The 23,301-nt window shown below is 46.2% G+C and carries 21 protein-coding genes; 15 read left to right on the forward strand and 6 right to left on the reverse strand.

The genetic code is table 11. The annotated features are described in order from the left end of the window. The first annotated feature begins 25 nt into the window (after positions 1-25). Complete coding sequence (locus GLV81_RS01800; RefSeq protein ID WP_157476317.1) at positions 26-988, forward strand: sodium-dependent bicarbonate transport family permease; 963 nt, start codon at positions 26-28, stop codon at positions 986-988. A gap of 2 nt (positions 989-990) precedes the next feature. Here the strand turns inward: GLV81_RS01800 and GLV81_RS01805 are convergent, their stop codons facing one another. From GLV81_RS01805 to GLV81_RS01815, 3 genes are all read right to left on the reverse strand, one after another. Beyond that, positions 991-1,623, reverse strand: coding sequence for a carbonic anhydrase (locus tag GLV81_RS01805; RefSeq protein WP_157476319.1), 633 nt, complete (start codon positions 1,621-1,623; stop codon positions 991-993). Positions 1,624-1,647: 24 nt separating this feature from the next. Then, entirely contained in the window at positions 1,648-3,210 is a 1,563-nt protein-coding gene (locus GLV81_RS01810; RefSeq protein ID WP_157476320.1) for a SulP family inorganic anion transporter, read from the reverse strand. Positions 3,211-3,292: 82 nt separating this feature from the next. Then, the gene (locus GLV81_RS01815; RefSeq protein ID WP_157476322.1) at positions 3,293-3,592 is read right to left on the reverse strand and encodes a hypothetical protein; all 300 of its coding nucleotides are present in this window, start codon (positions 3,590-3,592) and stop codon (positions 3,293-3,295) included. Between the two features lie 540 nt (positions 3,593-4,132). Here GLV81_RS01815 and GLV81_RS01820 point away from each other — a divergent pair. From GLV81_RS01820 to GLV81_RS01850, 7 genes are all read left to right on the forward strand, one after another. Then, positions 4,133-4,588 (forward strand): hypothetical protein, encoded by a 456-nt coding sequence (locus GLV81_RS01820; RefSeq protein WP_157476324.1) that lies wholly within the window; start codon positions 4,133-4,135, stop codon positions 4,586-4,588. A gap of 23 nt (positions 4,589-4,611) precedes the next feature. Further along, the gene (locus GLV81_RS01825) at positions 4,612-5,262 is read left to right on the forward strand and encodes a hypothetical protein (RefSeq protein ID WP_157476326.1); all 651 of its coding nucleotides are present in this window, start codon (positions 4,612-4,614) and stop codon (positions 5,260-5,262) included. Continuing rightward, a complete protein-coding gene (locus GLV81_RS01830) occupies positions 5,223-5,981 on the forward strand; it encodes a sensor histidine kinase (protein WP_157476328.1) in 759 nt (252 codons plus the stop codon). Before GLV81_RS01825 ends, GLV81_RS01830 begins: the two co-directional genes overlap by 40 nt. Beyond that, positions 5,978-6,655 (forward strand): response regulator transcription factor, encoded by a 678-nt coding sequence (locus GLV81_RS01835; protein WP_157476330.1) that lies wholly within the window; start codon positions 5,978-5,980, stop codon positions 6,653-6,655. Before GLV81_RS01830 ends, GLV81_RS01835 begins: the two co-directional genes overlap by 4 nt. 44 nt (positions 6,656-6,699) lie before the next feature. Further along, positions 6,700-8,298, forward strand: coding sequence for an L-aspartate oxidase (gene nadB / locus GLV81_RS01840; protein WP_157476332.1), 1,599 nt, complete (start codon positions 6,700-6,702; stop codon positions 8,296-8,298). 6 nt (positions 8,299-8,304) lie between these two features. Continuing rightward, on the forward strand, positions 8,305-9,246 hold the full coding sequence (locus tag GLV81_RS01845) for a lysophospholipid acyltransferase family protein (RefSeq protein WP_157476334.1): 942 nt from the start codon (positions 8,305-8,307) through the stop codon (positions 9,244-9,246). A gap of 93 nt (positions 9,247-9,339) precedes the next feature. Further along, positions 9,340-10,257, forward strand: a complete 918-nt coding sequence (locus GLV81_RS01850) for a lysophospholipid acyltransferase family protein (RefSeq protein WP_157476336.1) — start codon at positions 9,340-9,342, stop codon at positions 10,255-10,257. Here the strand turns inward: GLV81_RS01850 and GLV81_RS01855 are convergent. From GLV81_RS01855 to GLV81_RS01865, 3 genes are all read right to left on the reverse strand, one after another. Further along, positions 10,248-11,375 carry a metallophosphoesterase gene (locus GLV81_RS01855; RefSeq protein WP_157476338.1) on the reverse strand — a complete coding sequence of 376 codons (1,128 nt, stop codon included), beginning with the start codon at positions 11,373-11,375 and terminating at the stop codon, positions 10,248-10,250. The genes GLV81_RS01850 and GLV81_RS01855 overlap by 10 nt on opposite strands. 109 nt (positions 11,376-11,484) lie before the next feature. Next, complete coding sequence (locus tag GLV81_RS01860) at positions 11,485-12,531, reverse strand: META domain-containing protein (RefSeq protein WP_157476340.1); 1,047 nt, start codon at positions 12,529-12,531, stop codon at positions 11,485-11,487. A 120-nt stretch (positions 12,532-12,651) separates the two neighbouring features. Further along, a complete protein-coding gene (locus GLV81_RS01865) occupies positions 12,652-13,689 on the reverse strand; it encodes an acyltransferase family protein (RefSeq protein WP_246186184.1) in 1,038 nt (345 codons plus the stop codon). 371 nt (positions 13,690-14,060) lie between these two features. Between GLV81_RS01865 and rfbB the strand changes: the two genes are divergently transcribed. The 7 genes from rfbB (at position 14,061) to GLV81_RS01900 (ending at position 23,289) form a co-directional block, all read left to right on the forward strand. Further along, the gene (gene rfbB / locus GLV81_RS01870) at positions 14,061-15,122 is read left to right on the forward strand and encodes a dTDP-glucose 4,6-dehydratase (RefSeq protein ID WP_157476342.1); all 1,062 of its coding nucleotides are present in this window, start codon (positions 14,061-14,063) and stop codon (positions 15,120-15,122) included. Between the two features lie 18 nt (positions 15,123-15,140). Then, positions 15,141-15,692 carry a dTDP-4-dehydrorhamnose 3,5-epimerase gene (gene rfbC / locus GLV81_RS01875; protein WP_157476344.1) on the forward strand — a complete coding sequence of 184 codons (552 nt, stop codon included), beginning with the start codon at positions 15,141-15,143 and terminating at the stop codon, positions 15,690-15,692. A 20-nt stretch (positions 15,693-15,712) separates the two neighbouring features. Beyond that, positions 15,713-16,570, forward strand: a complete 858-nt coding sequence (gene rfbA, locus GLV81_RS01880) for a glucose-1-phosphate thymidylyltransferase RfbA (RefSeq protein WP_157476347.1) — start codon at positions 15,713-15,715, stop codon at positions 16,568-16,570. A gap of 5 nt (positions 16,571-16,575) precedes the next feature. After that, positions 16,576-17,688 (forward strand): Gfo/Idh/MocA family protein, encoded by a 1,113-nt coding sequence (locus GLV81_RS01885; RefSeq protein ID WP_197428843.1) that lies wholly within the window; start codon positions 16,576-16,578, stop codon positions 17,686-17,688. 126 nt (positions 17,689-17,814) lie between these two features. Beyond that, the gene (locus tag GLV81_RS01890; RefSeq protein WP_157476348.1) at positions 17,815-20,268 is read left to right on the forward strand and encodes an SLBB domain-containing protein; all 2,454 of its coding nucleotides are present in this window, start codon (positions 17,815-17,817) and stop codon (positions 20,266-20,268) included. A 36-nt stretch (positions 20,269-20,304) separates the two neighbouring features. Then, on the forward strand, positions 20,305-22,113 hold the full coding sequence (asnB, locus tag GLV81_RS01895; protein WP_157476350.1) for an asparagine synthase (glutamine-hydrolyzing): 1,809 nt from the start codon (positions 20,305-20,307) through the stop codon (positions 22,111-22,113). Between the two features lie 135 nt (positions 22,114-22,248). Further along, entirely contained in the window at positions 22,249-23,289 is a 1,041-nt protein-coding gene (locus GLV81_RS01900) for a lipopolysaccharide biosynthesis protein (RefSeq protein WP_157476352.1), read from the forward strand. Positions 23,290-23,301: the final 12 nt, after the last annotated feature.

Consider the following 23,301-nt stretch of genomic DNA (forward strand, 5'->3'; position numbering starts at 1 on the left):
GCGGGCAGCCTAACTTGCGCCTTTAATGAACACAGATATATTAATCAGCAACATTACCAACCCCACGTTGCTGTTTTTTTTACTGGGCGTTGTAGCTGCTACAGTAAAAAGTGATTTGGAGATTCCGGCGAGTTCTTCGCGGTTTATTTCGTTGTATTTATTGTTTTCTATTGGCTTCAGAGGAGGCGAGGAACTGGCGCACAGCGGCATTACCAAAGAGGTGGCTGTTACATTGGCAGCAGCTATTGTGCTGGCCATGCTGGTACCTATGTATTCATTTTTTATTTTGAAAAGAAAGCTGGCTGTGCCCGATGCAGGCGCCGTTGCGGCAGCGTATGGCTCGGTGAGTGCTGTTACTTTTGTAGCAGCTGCTACTTTTTTGGAAGGTCGTCAAATAGCCTATGGTGGGCATATGGTTGCGGCCATGGCACTCATGGAAGCGCCAGCTATTATCATTGGAGTGCTGCTCATTCGCCGCTATGATAAAGAAGCTGGCAATGCCACTTCTATGAAAGGTGTATTGCACGATGCATTTACCAACGGAAGTGTATTGATGATTATGGGTAGCCTGCTCATTGGCATCATCAGCGATGAAAAACAGGCCAAGGGTATTGAGCCGTTTACCAGCGATATTTTCAAAGGATTTCTGGCGGTGTTTCTGTTGGAAATGGGTATGGTGGCAGCCAGGCGTTTTAAGGCTTTCCGGCACTATGGCTGGTTTGTAACGGTCTTTGGTTTGCTGATGCCGTTATTCAATGGATGTATCACTGCATGGGCCTCGGGCATGCTGCATATGCAGGAGGGTAACAGATTGATGTTGTCGGTATTGGCGGCCAGTGCCTCATACATAGCTGTACCGGCAGCCATGCGGTTGGCAGCGCCCAAAGCCGATCCGGGTTTGTACATCCCGATGGCCTTGGGCGTTACGTTTCCGCTGAATATTACCATTGGCCTGCCATTGTATTGGGGCCTGGTACAAATGACCTGATATTACAGGTCGTCGTATTCGTAAATATGATCGAGATGGGTATTTGCATCCATGGTGACCAATGGTTTTAAAATGCCGTTGGCAAGGCTGTACACCCAGCCATGCAAAATGGGGCGTTGTTCATGCTTCCACATTTTTTGAATAATAGAAGTTTTAGCAAGGTTGAGTACTTGTTCCTCCACGTTTAGCTCCACCATTCTGTCTACCCGCTTGTCTTCATCTTCAATGGCGGCCAGTTCATCTTCGTGCAAGCGGTATACATCTTTAATGTTGCGCAGCCACTTGTTGATGATGCCGAGGTTGTGATGGCTGAGTGCCGCTTTCACACCCCCGCAGCCGTAGTGTCCGCATACAATTACATGTTTTACTTTCAAGTGTACCACTGCATATTCCAGTACACTCAGCAGGTTCAGATCGGTGTGTACCACCATGTTGGCAATGTTGCGCTGCACAAAAATTTCACCGGGTGCTGTGCCGGTGATTTCATTGGCCGGCACACGGCTGTCGCTGCAGCCAATCCATAAAAATTCGGGTGTTTGAATGCCCACCAATCTTTTGAAATATTCAGGATCAGCATCCTTCATTTCTTTGGCCCATGCCTTGTTTTCCAGCAATAATTTTTCGTATGATTTCATAGTTGAGTTATTTAAAATGAAGGGTTAATCGATAACCATTTTGTTGTCGTGGAAGAAAGATTTTGAAGCAGAATTGCTGAATTTAATGTACACTTTTATGCCTCTGGTTTCTGCATTAATAATAAAGTCATTCACCATGTCAATGATGTCGCGGTCAATGAAATCGCTTTTAGTAGCATCTACCAGTACAGAAGTGCCATCGGGGATAGATTCCAGAATGCCTTTCATCAATGCTTTGTTGAGAAAACTTACTTCCTTGCGGAAACGAATAAGATAACGGTGCTCATCTTTGATAAAGAAAATAGCCGACTTAAAGTTGCTACGCAATACAAAGTACATGCCTACCACCATGCCAATTAAAATGCCTATCAGCAAGTCTGACAACAGAATGGCAATTACAGTAATGATAAAGGGTAAAAACTGATCCCAGCCTTTGCGGTAGTGCTCAGTAAACAACTTAATTTTTGCCAGTTTATATCCTGTAAAAATCAAAATGGCAGCAAGGCTTGCTTTGGGTATCAGGTTGAGATAGTCGGCAAAAAACAACACTGATAGCATGAGCAAAATACCATGCATAATGCTGGATAGTTTCGACTTTGCACCGGCACTCACGTTGGCAGAGCTACGCACAATAACCGATGTAACGGGCAGGCCGCCCAACATGCCGGATACAATATTACCCACGCCCTGTGCTTTCAATTCTCTGTTGGTAGGGCTGATGCGTTTTTGTGGGTCTATTTTATCTACGGCTTCAATGCTCAGCAAGGTTTCGAGGCTGGCCACAATGGCCAGTGTAATGGCTGTAATCCAAACCTGTGCATTGGTAATGCCCGCAAAACTGGGTGAGGGCAATGCTGCTACAAAATCTGTTGGTTTGTCAAATACATCCAGCTTTACCAAATGATCGCCAGACAACGCAAACTGCGGAAAAGATTGCAAAAACAATTGATTGACGCCAATGCCGGCTGCTACTACAATCAGCGGGCCGGGAATGAGTTGAAAAATCCGCTGCTGTTTAATTGTTTTGGTTTCATACACCAATAAGATAGCCGTGGCTATGAGTGCAATAATGATGGCACCTGCCGAGATATAATTGAAGGCATTCAACAGTTCCGAAAACGTGTTTTGATTATCGGGTTGAATGAAGGTTTCATCGCCTTCGGGGTCGGCATCATAACCCACAAAATGGGGCAGCTGTTTCAAAATAAGAATGAGGCCAATGGCAGCAAGCATGCCTTTGATAACGGCATTGGGAATGAATTCTCCAATCATACCGGCTTTTAAAAAGCCGAACAACAATTGGAGGCCACCTGCCAGTACTACACTCAGCAGGAAAACACTGTAAGAATCTAATTTACCAATGGCACCTGCTACAATGGCGGTAAGGCCCGCTGCGGGTCCGCTTACACTCAGCTGGCTACCGCTGAGTGCTCCAATAACAATGCCGCCAATAATGCCCGCTACAATGCCGGTCACCGGGGCTGCATCGCTGGCTACAGCTACACCAAGGCATAGCGGCAACGCCACCAAAAACACAACGATGGACGCAGGTATATCAGCACCTGCATTCCTGAATAAATTTTTCATGAATGGAAGAATAAGTGGGAAGATCAAAACCTAATGAGTACATCATTGCCGGTTGAGTAGACCGACAATAGAAAATTTACACTCAGGCTTTTGGGGGAGGAATCACGATATCTTCCGCAGGACCTTTCGGTACCATTTCTTTAAGTAATGCGCTGCTACTAAGCCGGGCTATACATATCCAGTTGAAATGGTCTGCAGGATGCAAAAAACTATGAGAAGCGTACAGAGGTTCCTTGCATTTCTCTTCCAGCAATTGCGGGGCCTGCTGGTGTACTTCCTCATTTAATGTATTGCTGGCCAGCAACTCGCCAATTTGTGAAATTGGCAGAACCGTGGCGCTGAACACCAGCAACAGCAATACAGAAATGATTTTGCGACGCATAGATGGTTACCGGCAAATATAACCGAGGGTTATCAATGAGATGCTGAAAATTCCCGGTTACGCAGGTATAAAAATAAAAAAAAGCCGGACTAGAAAATCCGGCTGTGAGCGTGATGAGAAAACAGCCTTAAAAGGACAGGCTAACGGTGTGATGCTTGTCCGTTTGTGTTATGTATTGCAGGCAGCATGCTAAGTTGAAAATGAGTGGCGGGTAGCCAATAGGGGGTTTAAGGGTAGCCCGCTGCCTGCGTGTTTGTTTGCGGTTATTCGAAGAACTTTTGTGGTGAAAAGGCCAGGCAGGGACCTTACGGGATCCTACCCCTGGTGGCTTTTCGAAGAATCTTTCAACCGTTCATGGCAGAACCTGTATTGAAAGGGTTGTGTGAGGGTGTGTTTGTTTTGATGAGACAAAATTGTAGACCGGGCTGCAGGTAATCAACCGTGTTTCTGCGGTATTTTATGCGTAGAAATACGCATATTCGGCACTTGTATTCTCCTTTACCTTGCATTAAATCCTAAAACGTTAAAAATCAAAGTTGTATGGCAAAAAAAATCCCGGCTGCACAAGCTTTCACCGCCTTGGCAGCCAGTAAGCATTCCATTTCCAAAGCCAATGCCGACAAATGGGCAAAGCGCTACCAGAAGTTTGTAAAAGATTTGGCCAAAGCAGTGGCTGCCGGCACTCCGCCACCTGCCAACACGCCAGAGATGGGCTATGCTTTTTCTTTCAACAAAAAAAGTGTTCAGAAAATCCTGAAAGAATCTGGCGCAGTTGGTTTGCGCATTTACCCCGGCATTAATGATGATGCAAAACTGACCATGATTCTGGTAGCATTTGATGAAGCTGGCAACAACATTACCTACACCGAGATGCCGGCTGCAGCCAAAGGCAAACCTACCAAGGGTGTAAAAACAACAGCTGGCGACGATCCGGACGATGGGTTGCTCGATGATGCACAAATGTGCCCGCCTTACCCAGCACCCGTAGTGCCTTAATTCTTTCGAACAAATTCAGTTGCATGAATATTTTGATCATCAATTTTTTGATGGCAATGACCATCTCGCTGGCCGCTATTACAGGGGCCGTCAGGTGGCAAAAAATCGATCCGTCCAACAGGCCAATTATTTTGGCCTGGTGGACGGTCGTAATAACAGAAACGGCACAGTTTATCGCCATTTCTTTTGGGGTTTATCCAAACCCTATTTACAACATTTACATTCTGCCTTTGCTGGCGTTGTTGTTGTTTCAATTCAAAGAATGGGGCGTACTCAATATCCGTTGGGCCATACTCATCTTTGTAGTGCTGTCGCTGGTATGGGTGGCCGATTTTTTCATCATTGATGGCTACCGTTTTACAGCAAGAAGAAATATTTACCGGCTGTGTTTTAATCTGGTGATGGTGGTACTGGCAGTTACCAGTATCAACAAGCAAATTATGTCTGAAAGAAAAGTGTTGCTCACCAACCATCGTTTTCTCATTTGTATCGGCCTTACGGTGTATTACACCTACCGGGTACTGGTAGATGCCTTTTTTCTGAAGGGCTTCAGCAATGAATTTGTAACCTACCTCAGTAGCTTCAACCGCTACTTATTACAATTCTATTACCTCATCCTATTTTTAGCAGCCTTATGGATCCCCAGGAAAAAGAATTATATACTGCCATCCTGATAGCCACTTCAATTATTGCTGCTATTCTGCTGTATTTTATTTTTTCCATTATCTGGTATCAAAAAAAATACCGCAGCTTATCCAAGGCTAAAATTTCGGCAGAAATCAATACACTGGAAAAAGAACGCCGCCGTATAGCCAGCGATTTGCACGATGATGTAGGTCCGCTATTGTCTGCCGTAAAGCTCCAAATCAATCACCTCGACGGGCAAAACGAAGAAGAAGCCCAACTCATCCGCAAAAGCAGTCGTTATATTGACGATATTATTAAGCGGATGCGGGAAATCAGCAACGACCTGTTGCCCAATGTGCTCATTCGCAAAGGGCTGGCTGCGGCCATTCAAGATTTTTTAGGCAAAATGTCGGACAGCTCCGACCTGCGCATCACCTTTACCTGCCCGCAGGAGCAGCGGGTAGACGGAACCATTGAAGTAAATGTGTACCGCATTGTACAGGAAATTGTACACAACACGGCGAAGCATGCGCAGGCCAAACACTTACAAATTCAACTGGTAATAGATGATCATACGCTGCGCCTTGCTTCGGTAGACGATGGCAGAGGTTTTGACTACAAAGAAATGATTGCTAAAAATGGTGGGCTGGGTTTACTTAATTTGCAGAGCCGAGCCGAAGTAATGGGTGGCGAATTTGATTTCACTACCGAGAAAGGCAAAGGCACCAGATACCTTTTTGAAATTCCTTTGAATAAGAGTGTATGAGTCGTGTACAGCAGGAAATAAAAGTCATCATTGCCGATGACCATGAAATTTTCAGAGATGGGTTCAGATTAATGCTCAGCAAGAGCCCTTTTATTGCATTGGTGGGCGAAGCAGAAAATGGCAGAGAGCTGGTAAAACTCGTGGAAGCGCATCAGCCAGATGTGGTGATTACCGACATTAAAATGCCCATTCTTGATGGCATAGAAGCCACCCGGATGATACGGGAAAAATTTCCTTTCGTAGCCATTATTGGCCTCAGCATGTTTGATGAAGAAGACCTGATTTTAGAAATGCTGGATGCAGGTGCTTTGGGCTATCTCATAAAAAATGTAGACAAAGACGAAGTAGCCGACGCCATTCGAACGGTGTACAAGGGCGAACATTATTATTGCCGCTCCACCAGCCACAAGCTGGCACACATGATAGCCCGCAGCAAAACCCATAGCATGGGCAAAAAAGAAAAGGTGGAATTTTCTGATAAAGAAATTGAAATCATTCAACTCATTTGCAAAGAACTCACCAATAAAGAAATTGCCGATCAGTTGTTCTTAAGTGTTCGCACCGTAGAAGGCTACCGGCAAAAAATTCTGGAAAGAATGCAAGTGAAAAATACGGTTGGCTTGGTCGTGTTTGCCATCAACCATGGCTTGTTTGATCCGAAAGCAGCCAACTAATTTCCTTCGGAATTGTTCTTCTTGTCAACGCATTCAAGCTCCTCATGCAAACAGACTATCTGGTAATTGGCTCAGGTATTGCCGGCCTTACTTACGCCGTAAAAATGGCCAATGCCAAACCCAATGCCACTGTAACCGTACTTACAAAAACCTTCAGCGATGAAACCAACACCAAATATGCACAAGGTGGCATAGCGGGTGTGTGGGATGAAATGAAGGATAGCTTCGACAAACACATTGAAGACACGCTGATTGCCGGTGATGGATTGTGCAATACCGATACCGTAAAAATAGTTGTAACCGAAGGGCCAGAACGCATTCGGGAAATTATTGACTGGGGGGCACAGTTTGATGTAGATGCTGATGGTGAGTATGCATTAGGCAGAGAAGGCGGCCATAGCGAACACCGCATTTTGCATCATAAAGATGTAACCGGAAAAGAAATGGAACGGGCCCTCTTGCAAAAGGCTGCCAGCTTACCCAACATTCGTATCCTCAATCATTACTTTGTTCTTGATCCAATTACACAACACCATTTTGGTTACCTCGTTACCAAAAGTACGCCAGACATTACCTGCTATGGTGTGTATGTACTGAACCTCGAAACACACGCAATTGAAACCATTCAAAGCAATATAACGCTGCTGGCTACGGGCGGAAATGGTGCGGTGTACCGCAGCACTACCAACCCTGCCATTGCTACCGGCGATGGCGTGGCCATGGTGTACCGTGCCAAGGGCCGTATCGAAAACATGGAGTTCATACAGTTCCACCCCACAGCCTTGTACGAAGCCGGATTGCGTGGGCAGTCATTTCTTATTACTGAAGCGGTTCGTGGCGATGGGGGCATTTTGCGCAATCACAAAGGTGAAGCTTTTATGGAGCGGTATGACGAAAGAAAAGATTTGGCCCCACGTGACATTGTAGCCCGGGCCATTGATAGTGAAATGAAAATAAGCGGTACCGAACATGTGTATCTCGATTGCCGGCATATTCCATTGGAAGATTTTGTGCATCATTTCCCCAACATTTATGAAAAATGCAAAAGCATTGGCATTGATGTAACGCAGCAGATGATTCCTGTGGCACCGGCTGCACATTATAGTTGTGGCGGTATTAAAACAGATGAACACGGCCGCACCAGCATCCGCAATTTGTATGCTGCCGGAGAGTGTGCCTCTACCGGCTTGCATGGTGCTAACCGCCTAGCCAGCAATTCGCTGCTCGAAGCCATGGTGTATGCACACCGCAGTGCAGTACATGCTATAGAACAAGCGGAGCCCGTAGTGCCGCCTGCCCAAATACCCGACTGGGATGCCAGAGGAACCAGCAACCCAAGAGAAATGATTTTGATTACGCAAAGCCTGAAAGAGTTGCAGCTTTTGATGAGTGATTACGTTGGCATTGTACGAAACAATGTTCGGTTGCAAAGAGCCATGCGACGGCTTGATTTGTTGCACGAAGAAATTGAAGAGCTTTACCGCACTGCGATTGTTTCGCCACAATTGTGCGAACTACGCAATATGATTACTGTAGGTTATCTCATTGTAAAAAGTGCTCAGTTCCGGCACGAAAGCAGAGGGCTCCATTATAATACCGACTACCCTGAAAAATGTAACCTGGCTCAAAATATTGTGCTCTGATGACTTGTGATTGTTAACTGCGTAAAACATCAGATTTTGTATTATTTCTTACTGGCAATTTTTTATAGCTTATCTGTTTTGCCCATGTTTATTCTGTATGCATTGGGCGATGCTATCCGTTGGTTGGTGTTTGATGTTATTGGTTACCGCAAGGATGTGGTGTTGCGAAATCTGGCTAATGCATTTCCTGAAAAATCGGACGCTGAAAGAAAAACCATTGCCAAACAATTCTTTACTGGTTTTATTGATACCTGGATGGAAACCATCAAGTTTTTATCCATTAGCCAAAAGGGCTTTGAACGAATGATACAGTACGATTACAGCGTGTTGCACAAGCATGCAGCGGCGGGCAATAGTGTGCAATTAATGGCAGGTCATTTTATGAATTGGGAGCTCACCAACCTTACGTTACCGGTGCACCAGCCATTAGTTTGGGTGGGTATTTACATGCGGTTGAGCAGCAAAGCCATGGAGCGGTTGTTTAGAAAAATAAAGGGAAGATTTGGCGCCGTGTTAGTGCCTGCCGATGAAGTAAAAACTGACATCGAAAAATATTTAACCAAGCCCTACCTGCTGGGGCTCGGGGCCGATCAGAGCCCCTCCAAGCCGGCGCAATCTTTCTGGATGTATTTTTTGCAGCAGCCCACTGCTTTTGCACCCGGCCCTGGTAGAAACGCCTGCAAGCGACAGTTACCGGTTGTTTTTTTATGGATAGAAAGAAAACAGCGTGGCCGTTATGTTTTTCATGTGGAAGAAATGTTTGAGTCTGCTGCCGGGCTTACACCAGAAACACTAACGGTGGCGTATGTAAAACGCTTGGAGCAGGTAATCTGCATGCAGCCTGCTAATTATTTGTGGTCGCACAAGCGATGGAAGCATGCATGGAAACCTGAGTATGCACCTTTATGGATAGACAAAGAGCCATATCCGCCGGCAGATGCCTGTTAAAATTTGGGCTGAATAAGCTTTCTTCCGAAAGCCATTGCTGACAATGCCGTTTGATGTGCTCATCTTTGCGGGCTTTCATCCACTTATTTCAACATGGATCGTTTGGTATATGGTTTAATGTATGCTGTATCGTTGCTGCCATTGCGGGTGCTGTATGGTATTAGCAGCTTGGCGGCATTTGTATTGCACCGTATTGTCAGGTATCGAAAAGATACGGTGATGGAAAACGTAGCACAGGCATTTCCGCATCAATCATTGGCCTACAGAAAAAAAGTGGCAGCTGGTTTTTACCGACACTTTACCGACAACTGGGTTGAAACAATCAAGCTGCTCAGTATGCCGGAAGCAGCTTTAAAAAAACGCATCACCGGAAATTTTGAAGTGTTTGATGAGTTGCATAAAAATGGCAAAACGGCCAGCATTCTTGCAGCGCATTTTTTTAATTGGGAATGGTTGAGTGCTGCACTTAGTCTCAGGCAGTCACTACCTTGTATTGGTGTTTACATGCCCATATCCAGCCAGCCTGTAGACTCTTTGTTTAAGCGTATTCGCGGCAGGTTTGGAGCTCACCTTATGCCTGCACCTGCACTTGCCAAAGCCATCATTGGCTGGCGCAACAAGCAGTACCTCATTGGCCTTGTGGCGGATCAGAGTCCTTCCAATCCGGCCAATGCTTATTGGCTCAATTTTTTGGGGCGGCCTACCGCTTTTGTAACCGGGCCCGAACGCAACGCACAGGTGTTTAATCAGGTGCCAGTGTACACAAGGGTTACATGCCCTAAGCGGGGCTATTATCATTTTGAGTTTACAGTGCTATCGCTTACAAACGAAGAAATGCAAACGAAAGGTGAGCTTACCAAAAGATTGGTTAGGCATATTGAAGCAGATATTCAAACGCATCCGGAAACCTATCTGTGGAGCCATCGTCGCTGGAAGCATGCATGGGATGCATCATACCAACGACTTTGGATTGATGATGCGGCACCGGCAGCTGTTTCAACTCAGGATTGATGATTGGCAGAAAGTGACTGCGCCAACTCTTGCAACGACATTTTTTCTAACACGGTACGAATTGCCTGTTGGTGTTGCATTTCCCATTTTATCAGCCGTATTTCTCCTTCGTGTATTTCTATTCCGGTTATGTTGCCATCGCTAAAACAGCAGCAACCAGTATTGAAATAACCGGGTATCAGGTTGGCAAAATCTAATTGTACATAATCGTACTCCTGCCTGCGGCGTGGAATTTCTTTGTCGAGTTGGCGCAGCTTTTCATTGTCGCCATTGGCAGCGGCCAGTTGGCGCTGTAGCAGCAAGCGTTCCAAATGCGTAAGGGAGGCAAATACCGGCTGATGGGTGTGGCCCGTAATCAGCGCCAGCCCCGGCTGTCGGCTGCTCCATTGGTACATCATATTGTTGTGCAGACTTTTCAGCATTTTGCTGGCAGCAGGTGTGTTGGTATTGATGCGGAGAAAGGCTTGCAGTGGCCCCCATATATAGGTTACAAAAGCGGCACTCAACCAGTTGCCATCGCTGCTGGCATCGCCCTGGTGGCCATGGGTACACAGTATGTGCATGGCAGGTGCTCCGGGCTGTTGGTATTGCAGGAGCAGTCCTGGTAGTATGGGTACTGCTTTGCCATACATCTGTTTGAGGTATTGCGCCGCCAGTGGATCGAAATGCCAGAACACATCATGATTGCCATACACTTTTACAAAAGCCTGCCGGTTGATAAATGGCTTTTCTGCGGCAAACGTTTCCTTGTTGTATTTGAGAATGGAGAAAATATTGTTTTCCCAAAGCTCTTCACTATCGCCCAAATTCACGTACGTATATTGCTGCTGCTCATAAAAGTGAAGCGCAGCCAGATAGGCCGGTTCGTTGCTGGCAAAATCGTCAGCACCATTGCGTTTGCCTTTGTGATGGTCTGAAAATAAAATGATGCGACTGACATCGTTAATCTGCAGTATTTTTTTGGTATCAGCAAGCTGTGCTTGTTGTAATGCTGACAACGAGCTAAATACCGCTTCTTGCTTGGGCGACGACGAAAAACGATTGGCCAGCCAGGTCACCGGCTTGGTCAGCAATTGCTGTAAAAATGATCGAAGTCCGCGGAATAGCGAGATTGTCATGATGCCGTTTCGTTGTGTGGGTATAGAAAATTACAAATCATTTGCATTGCTTGCGCATAAAAAAAGGAATACCATCTGGCATTCCTTTTTTAGTATTGGTAAAATATGGTCAGTCTGCTTTCAAACGGACAATGATTTGTGCGCCACGTTTCAATTGCAATTCACCCGCAGTAAATTCAAACGCATCAGATTGCTCCAGCAATTTGAACAGCCGCTGCTCTTCTACCAATTTATTGGGGCAAGCCATCATAGTGCTACCCAATTTTGAAAAACGAACGGTACCGGCATTGGCTGTAGTAAACTGAATCGTCGCGTCGCCAAAAAAATTATTACAGCCACCATTGCCGCTGATGCGGCCTGCTACTTTGTCAAATTTTACAAAGGCACCACTGCCCAGCAACATACTGATACCTTTGTTGTCCTCAATTTCTTTTACAGTATAGCGGCTGTCGGTCAGCATCGCTTCATAGTTGATGTTGGCGGGTGTTGTAGGAATGGCTTCCATTGCAGGCTTTGTTAGTATGACAAATACCTGCCCTGCTTTATCCATCATATACAGATTGCTTCCCTTTACTTCCCATTGTGTGGCCTTTGTGAAAGCTTGCATCAATGCGGTTTCGTGATCCATATTGTTGCAGGCCATTTTGGTACTCATCAGTGGTCCGGTTTTTACTGTACCGTCTTTGGCTATCTGTATTTTACCCCATATACTGTTACATACCTTTGCTTGAATTGTACTGTCGCCAATTTTTACAGTAAAGTCTAACTCCTGCACAGATAGCAATACATTATTCACCAGCAGTTCTTTTATTATCCATTCGCCTTTCATGCCTTGTACGTTGGGTGCCACCGGTGTTTTACTCAGCACCTTTACCAGTTTGCGTTCTATGCTGCTGCCATCGGCCGGTGGATTAGCTATTTTCTTTTCAGTGATTTGCAAAGTGTAGTTGTACCCGGCTTCATGTGTAAAGCCTTTGATGCCGCCGTACATCCGTTGCCATTTACCCTTGTTGCTGTATCGGTACTGCAGGCACTGCATGGGTGCTACGCCAGTACAGCTGACTGTGTTGGGATGTATGTAAATTGTTTTTACCTGTGCCACTACAGGCAGTGAAAAAACAATTGCCAACGTAGCGAATAACCATTTTAAAGTCATATCCAGTGTTTTTTGCGTGATACAAATTGTTTGATTCTTTTAGAAGAACACAAGCATTAGATGTAATAAGACAGGCATTTGTACACTACAAAATGTTAATGCCTGCCTTGTGAAAACCTGTTAAAAAAAACTGTAGCTGTAACCTGTCAATGTTTTGGCGGCTTTTGCAATACGCAGCCTACACTTTGATGTAAATCTTTTTCTGTCGAGCAGATAAGCAATGAACCAATACATGCTTACAATGAGCACGGCATATAAGAGGGAGCCATTTCTCGGGTCGGCGCTGATGGGATCACATACGTTTTTGTAAAACCAGTTGAAGGCAGAGGTGTACACCACTTTGCCATCGTCAGCCACATGGTCTGTCCAGCGAAACATGGCTACTACCCGTGGCAAAAATCCACTGAGCACGAAAATGAACAATGGATTTTTGCCAAACACATCAAAGAACTTACTCCATGCACCGCTGGCCTGCCTGAATTCGATCAGGTAAATGAACACGCCAATGGTCATAGTGGCGAGGCCGGTGGTGTACAGCACATAGCTGGAGGTCCATATTTTTTTATTGATGGGAAAAAGTTCGCCCCACATCAGTCCACCCAATGCCATTACAATACCGGCCAGCAGCAGGTTGCTCAGCATTTCATAGTTCTTTCCTTTTTGCTGAATGTATTGGCCAACAAAATAGCCAAACACAACCTGCACCACGGCAGGTAAAGTGCTGCCCAATCCTTCGGGGTCGAAGGGTACGCCTTCGCCTTTGTACACATGGGCTACACCCATCAAATCTATATCGAGTTGAGTGCCAAAAAAGCCTTGCAAGCTGTATGGATCGCCACTGGCACCAAATGCTACGGTGATAATCCAATACAAAAGCAGCAGGGTACAACTCAGAAAAAAAGTGAGTTTGGTTTTGGTAAAAAAGACAAGAATGCTGGCAAACAAATAGGCCAATGCAATGCGCTGCAAGACGCCCAGTATTCTAATGCCCGACTCAGGATTGCTTGGGTCTACCCAATGTTTGAAAACCAAATGATCATCGCTCCATTTAATGAAAGGGCTCCAGTTGAGGAACAAGCCAATGATGAAGATGAGCACAAAGCGTTTGAGCACTTTCTTCCAAAATTCTGAAGGACCTGCCTGTTGTAAGCGGGGCATTACAAAAAGCCATGGCATTGCCTACGGCAAACAGGAAAAAAGGAAATACCAAATCGGTAGGGGTGCAGCCATGCCAGGGTGCATGTTTTAGCGGGCCATAAATGTGTCCCCAACTGCCGGGGTTATTCACCAAAATCATGAGGGCAACCGTAGCTCCTCTGAATACATCCAGCGAGTAGTAACGTTCTTTCACAGCAGGCAATTTGATAAGATGGACTAATGTAAGCAATGATAGAAGATAATGACCTGCCTACGCTCATGTAAATTAGCGGCAACGGTAAGTAATTTAGTGTCGGTAAATAGCCGGTGGCGGCGCTGTTCATTTCTGCACTACCTGCGTTTAATTGTATGTTTGCAAACCTTTCTAATTTATGCAATACCAAAAAAGCATCATCATCACCGGCGGAGCTGGTTTTATAGGCAGCCATGTAGTTCGGCTGTTTGTCAATAAATATCCTCATTACCGTATCATTAATTTGGATGCACTCACTTATGCAGGCAATCTCGAAAACCTAAAAGACATTGAGCAGGCCGCCAATTATGTGTTTGCGCAAATCAATATTCTGGATGCAGCGGCTTTGCAGCAATGCTTTACAGAATACGGCGTAACCGATGTGATTCACCTGGCTGCCGAAAGCCATGTAGACCGCAGCATACTTAGTCCGTTAGATTTTGTGTACACCAATGTAATTGGCACAGTAAACCTGTTGGAGGCTGCCAAAAAACAATGGGCCAATGCTTTTGAAGGAAAGCGTTTTTACCATGTAAGTACCGACGAAGTATATGGCGCTTTGGGTGACACAGGCTTTTTTACCGAAGACACCCGCTACGATCCGCATTCGCCATACAGTGCCAGCAAGGCCAGCAGCGATCATTTTGTGCGGGCCTACGGCGATACGTTCGGCTTGCCCACGGTGATTTCTAACTGCAGCAACAACTACGGGCCCAATCATTTTCCCGAAAAACTGATTCCGCTATTCATCAACAACATCATTCACAACAAACCGCTGCCAGTATATGGCGATGGCGGCTACACCCGTGACTGGTTGTTTGTAAAAGATCATGCCACTGCCATTGATTTGGTGTTTCACCAAGGCAGGCAGCACGATACCTATAATATTGGTGGCTTCAACGAGTGGAAGAACATAGACCTGGTGAAACTGCTGTGCCAGCAAATGGACCAGCGCTTGGGCCGTACACCCGGCACCAGCGAGCAGCTGATTACCTATGTAAAAGACCGGCCCGGCCACGACCGCCGCTATGCCATTGATGCCAGCAAAATCAACAAAGAATTGGGTTGGTATCCCAGCGTTACATTTGAAGAGGGCCTCAGCCAAACCATTGACTGGTACCTCAGCAACAGCGAGTGGCTCAATAATGTAACCAGCGGTGAGTACATGAAATACTACGACACACAGTACAAAAACAGATAACGCAGATTTGAACAACGCATGGAACTGATTGAAACTCCGCTGAAAGATTGCTGGCTCATCAAAAACACCATTATTGGTGATGAAAGAGGGTACTTTCTAGAATCGTTTAACCACCGGAAATTTTCGAACCTCACAGGTTGGGAAGGGCAATTTGTACAAGACAATCAGTCGGCTTCGGGCTACGGTGTGGTGCGGGGCTTACATTTTCAGCGGGGCGAATTTGCACAGGCAAAACTGGTAAGGGTACTGCTGGGTAAAGTGCTCGATGTAGCGGTAGACCTACGATCCGACAGCCCATCTTACGGCATGTCTTTTTCGGTAGAGCTCGATGAAAGCAACGAGTATCAGCTGTTTGTACCCCGTGGTTTTGCCCACGGCTTTTCTGTACTTACAGAAAAAGCAGTTTTCTTTTACAAATGCGATAATTATTACAACAAGGCCTCGGAGTCGGGCATTCATCCATTCGACCCCACACTGAATATTCAATGGAAGATTGACCCTGCTACCGCCATCCTTTCAGCAAAAGACAAGGAGGCGCAAAGCTGGCAGCAATACCTGGCCGAATTATAAACACCACAAAAAGCAAGGTTATGAAAGGGATTATATTGGCCGGCGGTTCCGGCACCAGGCTTCACCCCATTACCCGGGGCATCAGCAAGCAGCTTATGCCAGTGTACGACAAGCCGATGATTTACTATCCGCTCAGCATTCTCATGTTAGCCGGCATTCATGAAATCTTAATCATTACCACTCCTGAAGATCAGGCGCAGTTTCAGCGGCTGCTCGGCGATGGTAGTCAGGTAGGCTGCCGCTTTGAGTATGCCGCACAGGAATTGCCCAACGGACTGGCACAGGCTTTTGTGATTGGCAAAGAGTTTATTGGCAGCGATAAAGTGTGCCTCATTTTGGGCGATAACATTTTTTATGGCAGTAAGCTCAGTACACTGGTCAGTTCATTTACCGATGTAAAAGGCGCCGCTGTATTTGCCTACGAAGTAAGCGACCCCGAACGCTATGGCGTGGTAGAGTTTGATGCAGATTTCAACGCCATCAGCATTGAAGAAAAACCGCAGCAACCCAAAAGCAATTATGCAGTTCCCGGTTTGTATTTCTACGATAATGATGTGGTGAACATAGCCGCCAACATCAAGCCCTCACCCCGTGGCGAATACGAAATAACCGACGTAAACAACGAGTACCTCCGCCGCGGCACCCTCAAGGTGGGTGTAATGGACCGTGGTACCGCCTGGTTGGATACGGGTACTTTCGATAGCCTGCACGATGCCACCGAGTTTGTACGAGTGATAGAAAAACGTCAGGGACTCAAAATTGGCTGTATCGAAGAAATAGCCTGGCGCAAAGGGTTCATCAACAGGGCGCAGCTGGATGAGCTGGGCAACCAGCTGGCCAAGAGCGGGTACGGCCAGTATTTGCTGCGGCTGAAATAGCCTGCATGCTGCAACTGCATAAAGCCCCTACCTTTGGCACTTCTGTTCGAGACACCCCTATGAACAAAACCCTTCATTTTGGCCTGATTGGCTGTGGACGTATTGCTGCCCGACACGCTGACATTATGCAGCAGTATGGCAAGCTGGTTGCCGTTTGCGATATCGACGAGCCCAAGGCCATTGCCTTAGCCGCTGCTCACGGAGCACAATCATTTACCTGTCATACCAATATGCTGTCGGCTATGGCCGGCCAGCTGGATGTGGTAGTCGTTTGTTCGCCAAATGGTTTGCATCCTCAGCATAGCATCGATAGCCTGCAGAGTGGTTGCCATGTGCTTTGTGAAAAGCCCATGTCGTTTACCCGCGAAGAAGCCAATGCCATGATGGACGCAGCAGAAACCGCCGGCAAACAATTGTGGGTGGTAAAGCAAAACCGCTACAACCCGCCGGTAATGGCCGTGAAGCAATTGCTGGAAGAAGGGAAACTCGGTAAGATTTTAAACGTGCAACTCAACTGTTTCTGGAACCGTCCGGAAAGCTATTATGCCAATTCGTGGAAGGGTACCCTCGACCTTGACGGCGGTACATTGTATACGCAGTTCAGTCATTTCATTGATCTGCTGGTTTGGTTCTTCGGGCCTTTTCACCCAAGCTATGTGCAGCTGGCCAATTTGCAGCATCAGGGGGTAATTGAGTTTGAAGATACCGGCATAGTAGCCGGCCATTTTGATTGCGGCGCCATGGGCAGCATTCATTATACGGTGAATGCCTACCGGCAAAATATGGAAGGTTCCATTACCATTTTTGGCGAAAAGGGGACTATAAAAATTGGCGGTCAGTACCTCAACGAGCTGGATTATCAGCAGCTGGAAGGTGAACCCATTACAGGCTTGCCCGCCGGCAACCCGCCCAACCAGTATGGCAATTATACCGGTAGCATGAGTAACCACCCGTTGGTATACGAAGCCATTACCGGGCTTTTGCTGAAAAACGGCCACGGCCAATTGCTCAATACCAGTGCAGAGGCCGCCGAAGCTGTGGCTGTCATTGAAAACATCTATTGTATGGCGGGCCGCAGTTTTAAGCCACTGCAGCCAGCACAGGTGGCGTCGAGGTAGCTTGCTGCACCTTTACCTTTAGTCCTATATTTGTCTCCGTAGAAAACTTGCCGCACCACATATCAACGGGCTTGTTTTTCAACGCCTTGCATACCAATTTTTCTTTTTTTCGTTTGAAATACCGGCATGAAACTAACTGGCATTTTACTCCTCACCATGCTTCAGCTGACGCTGGCCACAGCAAGCTTTGGCCAATCATTGAATGCAGATAACCTGCGCAATGTTGAAGTATCTACCATTTCCGATGAAGACATTAAAGCCTACTATAACAAGGCCTTGTCTACCGGGCTTTCTGAAGAACAAATGTTTGCACTGGCCATACAGCGGGGCATGCCCGAAGTACAGGTGCAAAAGCTGAAAGACAGATTGGCCACCCTCAATTTGGGTGCCGGCAAAAAAACTGCTGCTACAACAACTGCCGCATCAGGCACTAATCCGGATAAAAAAATATCACCTGAATCTGCTGTTTCAGGCAAAACAAAAGTGGCGAGAGACAGCAGCATTTTTGGCGCAGAATTGTTTGGTGAAGTAAGCAATGTTTTTGAGCCCAACTACAAAATTGCTACGCCATCGGGGTACGTGCTCGGCCCTGGCGATGAATTGCTGGTGCAGGTATTTGGCTACAGCGAACAGAACTATAACCTGAAAGTAACGGCCGAGGGATTTGTGTACATTCAAAACGTTGGACCCATACAAGTAGCAGGTTTGAGTGTAGATGAGGCTGGCACGAAGATTAAAAACAAGCTTGGCGCCACCATTTATAAAGCTATCCGCACTGGCCAAACAAAAGTATCTGTTACGCTGGGGCAAATCAGAAGCATACAAGTAGCGGTGATGGGGCAGGCCAGCAAGCCCGGTAACTATACTGTGAATTCGCTGACGACATTATTCAACCTCTTGTATTTGTGTGGTGGCCCGTCCAACAATGGCAGCTTCCGCAAAATTGAACTCATTCGTGGCGATAAAGTGTATCGTACGGTTGACTTGTACAGCTATCTGTTGCGAGGCGACCGAAAGGACAATGTGTTGCTGCAGGATCAGGATATCGTACGGATTCCTTACTACGACAGCCGTGTATCAATTGAGGGCGAAGTGAGAAGAACCGGAAAGTTTGAAATGCTGCGCAATGAAAATCTCGACCAATTGTTTACCTACTGCGGCGGCTTTTCAGACAGTGCCTACAGGTCTGCTGTAAAAGTGATACGCATATCAGACACGGGCAGAATTTTGGCCGATGTTCCGGCAGCCAGCTTTGCCGCATTTACACCTCACTCGGGCGATGCCATTCGGGTAGGTAAAGCGCTGGCGAAGTACAACAACCGTGTCACTATTCGTGGTGCTGTGTACCGCCCCGGCGATTTTGAATTGAAGCCCGGTATGCAGTTGGTTGAATTGATTGCCCTTGCCGGCGGACTAAAACCTGATGCCTACAAAGAACGTGGTGTAATTGCCCGCTTGAAAGAAGACCAGACCGCAGCGAGTGTTTCCTTTCATGTAGGTAATATTAATTCAGGTAAAGAATCAATCAAACTTATCAAAGAAGATATTGTAACCATTGCCAGCATCTTCGATTTGAAAGATGCGCAAACCATAGATGTGCAGGGCATGGTAAGAACACCAGGCAAATTTCAGTTCCGTGAAAATTTGAGTATCAAAGATGCCTTGCTGTTGAGTGGTGGCTTTGCTGATGGTGCAGATTTATCTTCAATTGAAATCTCCCGCCGCATGGCATCCGTAGATGTTTCTTCAGATACCTATCGTCAGGCTGAAGTAATTCGGGTTGATTTAAAAGGTGGACTGGAAGGCGCTGCTGCCAATGTGATTTTACAACCCTTTGATGTCATCATGGTTCGGGCAAAAGGTGGCTATGAAAAGCAACGTTCCGTGTATCTGTCAGGCCAGGTGGTAACGCCCGGCATTTATCCATTAGGCAGTTCTAAAGAAACCATTTCACAAATTATTGCCCGTTCGGGTGGTTTCAAAGGCAGTGCCGATAGCAGCTCTATCAGTATTCGCCGCGTAGCCAGTTTCGGCCTTAGTAGCGAAGAACGACAAAAAGCTGTTGAGCGTTTGCTCATGATTAGCAGAGATAGTTTGTTGGCCGATCCTGAACTGCGGCGTAAATACCTGAACGAGATTGATTTTTTGAGTGTGAACGTAGAGAAAATCAAAGACAATCCTGGGGGTCCGGAAGATTTGATTTTGGAAGATGGCGATTACATTGAAGTAGCCCGGGCATCAAATTTGGTGCGGGTGAGTGGCGAAGTATACCATCCGGGTTTGTTGCCTTTTGAAGAAGGGGCGAATGCACATTATTACATCAAACGTTCGGGCAATTTTACCAGTAATAGCCGCAAGGCCAAAGCCTTTGTTGTGTATCCTGATGGCCGGGCCAAATCAGTGAAACGTTTCTTGTTCTTTAAATCTTATCCTGAGGTTACACCCCGCAGCGAAATCTTCATTCCTTCGAAAGACAAGGATGGCAAGAAAGGTTTGTCAACAGGCGAATGGATTGCCATTTCTTCCGTGGTGGCTACATTGACGACGCTGGCTGTTACGGTTATTAATGCGCTGAAATAACCAGCAAGAAATTTCATTGATAAATCAAACGCATGCATGTGTGGCATAGCCGGAATAATTGATTTTGCAGGCCGGCCTGTTTTACAGGAAGAGCTGCAGCGAATGACCGATGCCATAGCACACCGCGGTCCTGATGGGGAAGGTTTTTTTGTAGATGGCGCAGTTGGTTTCGGGCATCGTCGCCTGTCTATCATCGACCTGAGTAATGCCGCTGCACAACCCATGACCCGCTTTGGGCTGACCATTACTTACAACGGTGAAATTTATAATTACATTGAGCTGCGTCAAGCGTTGGAAAAGCAAGGCATTGCGTTTACCACACAGTCAGACACAGAAGTAATACTGGCCGCTTACCATTACTGGGGCAAGGATTGTGTACAGCGGTTTAACGGCATGTGGGCCTTTGCTATTTACGATGCCAGCAATCGAGAAGTGGTTTTAAGCAGAGACAGGTTTGGTGAAAAGCCCTTGTATTATACGCAACACCGCGGGAGATTTCTATTTGCATCTTCACTGAGGGCACTTTTGCCTATTACTGGTGCCCGGCTTGCCAACACCACCGTAGTAATGAATTATTTGCTGCATGAAAAAGCAGAGCCATTGCAGCAAAGTTTTTTCAAAGGCTACCATAAGTTAGATGCTGGACATTTTTTAATCATTAATATCCGTTCGGCTGCAGCAGCAATGCCTGTGCGTTATTACCAGCTTCCGCAATCTCAGCATTCAGCATGTTCATTGTCCAATGCATCTGAAGAACTCAGTTTTTTGATGCAAGATGCCATTGCCATTCGTATGAGGAGCGATGTAGCAGTAGGTGGCACATTGAGCGGTGGCATTGATAGCAGTTATGTGGCAGCTGAAGCGTCTGCTGTGGCTCGTGCCAAACAGTTGCCTGCTTTTGCTTCGTTTACGGCAGGTACCATGGAGTCGGCAACCAATGAATTGCCTTATGCAAAGCAAATGGCGGATCATTGTAAGCTTCGGCTATTTACCACAGTGCCAACAGAAGAAGATTATATGACAGCGCTGCTGCCTGTAGTGCTGGCACAGGAGGAGCCCATACAATCGCTTAGTGTGGTGATGCAATATGCTGTTATGCAGTTGGCCCATCAAAGTGGTTTGAAAGTGCTGCTCGATGGTCAGGGTGCAGATGAATTATTCCTTGGATATCCTGTTCATCTGGGCGTTGCTATGCGGCAGCTTTCATGGCCAAAGGCCATCGGGTTGGCCATGCAAAGCAAAACAAAGTACGGGCTATCAGCAAGTTTACTGGCACAACTGGCATTGTATCATGCGCATCCCTTGCGCAAGGCTAAGAGGCAGCAGGGCCGTTGGTCGGCAGTAATGCCAAATCAAGTCTTGCAGCAAGCAACGATTGAGCAAATTGCAGCAATGGATGTTGCGGTACAACAATCTGTACAGTCGTATCAGGTGTATGATATGGTAGCCGGTAATTTGCCTGCACTGCTTAGGCACGAAGACCGGAATGCCATGGCTTTTTCTATAGAAACAAGATTGCCCTATCTTGATTATCGGCTGGTAGAATGGGCATTGCAACTACCGCTGCAAGCAAAAATAAATGAGGGCTGGTCGAAGTACATTCTGCGCTTTACCATGCAAGAAAAGGTGCCCGCCGCAATTGCATGGCGAAAAGGGAAGATTGGGTTTGAGCCACCTGCTTTGCAAGAGCGAATCATTAGAAAATTGCTTGCACCTGAAAGCTTGCAGCAACGCGGTTTGAGGCTGCTGCCCAATGCACCCATTCATCAACTTTCGACACCTATGCGTTGGCGTTTACTTAGTCTTCAACTTTGGGCTGAAACATTTGATGTTACATTTGAGTAGATATGAAATCAATCAAGTTCATTTGCAACTACAGGCATCCATACCAATGGATTCCTTTAAAAATGGGTAAAACAGTATTTGCCCGTTTGACAATGCTTTAAACAGTTTTACATTTTTGCAGCTAATTATACACTTATGCAAACATTGATTCAAAAAACAGAAGCGTTATTCGGTCCATCAATTGGGTACCTGCTGAGGCGTTGGTATTGGATATTGCTTTCTGGTTTGCTAATTGGGCTATTGGGTATATTACTGGCCTGGGTGGCTAAGCCCAATTACATTTCCCGCCTTTCTTTTTCGGTGGATGAAGACAATGGGATTGCCAACAACTTTGGTAGTCTTGCTGCTTCTTTCGGACTGGACCTGGGCTCTCCGGGAGGTGTTTTTGCCGGTGAAAATATTATAGAGCTCGTTAAGTCGCGTCGTATTATTGAAGGAGCACTATTGAGTCCCACCACTTACAATGGAAAGCAGTTGCCGCTGGTAGAGTATTATTTACAGCAAAACCCCGATGAGGGCAAGAAGAAGCGTCCTGTTTATAGCTTGCAGCAAGCCCGTAGCAACTATTCCAGAGAGCAAGACAGTTTGCTGGGTGTGATATATAAAGGGCTGGTAGAAGGAGGATTATATGTAGGAAAAGTTGATAAAAAACTAAGCATCATAGAAATACAGGCAACGACAGGTAACGAAAAATTTTCAAAAGAGTTTACAGAAAACCTGATGGCAGAAATATCCAGGTTTTATGTAGATAGTAAAACATCGCGGAGCAGAAATAACGTGGCCTTGTTGCAAAAAAAAGCCGATTCTATCAGGAGTGTTTTATACGGTTCTATTTCGGCAAGGGCGGCTATACTGGATGCTAATATGAACCCGACTTTTCAGGCCCCAATGGCGGGGGTACAACGTAAGCAAACCGATATGGCTGTACTTTCGGCAGCCTACGGCGAAATATTGAAAAACCTGGAAGGGGCTAAATATGCCTTGTCTAAAGAAACCCCGTTGGTACAAATTATTGATGTGCCCATTTACCCACTCAAAATGAAAAAGCCAGGCAGGTTGATATACGGACTTGCTGGCGGTTTTATTGGTTCAATTTGCGCAGCTTTTTTCTTGTATTTCATGCTTATGCTTAAGCGGATTGGCAGCTCTCCGAAACAGCCATTGGTGGAGTTATAATCATGAACGATA

The organism is Phnomibacter ginsenosidimutans (genome assembly GCF_009740285.1).
In the GTDB taxonomy this organism is placed as follows: Bacteria; Bacteroidota; Bacteroidia; order Chitinophagales; family Chitinophagaceae; genus Phnomibacter; species Phnomibacter ginsenosidimutans.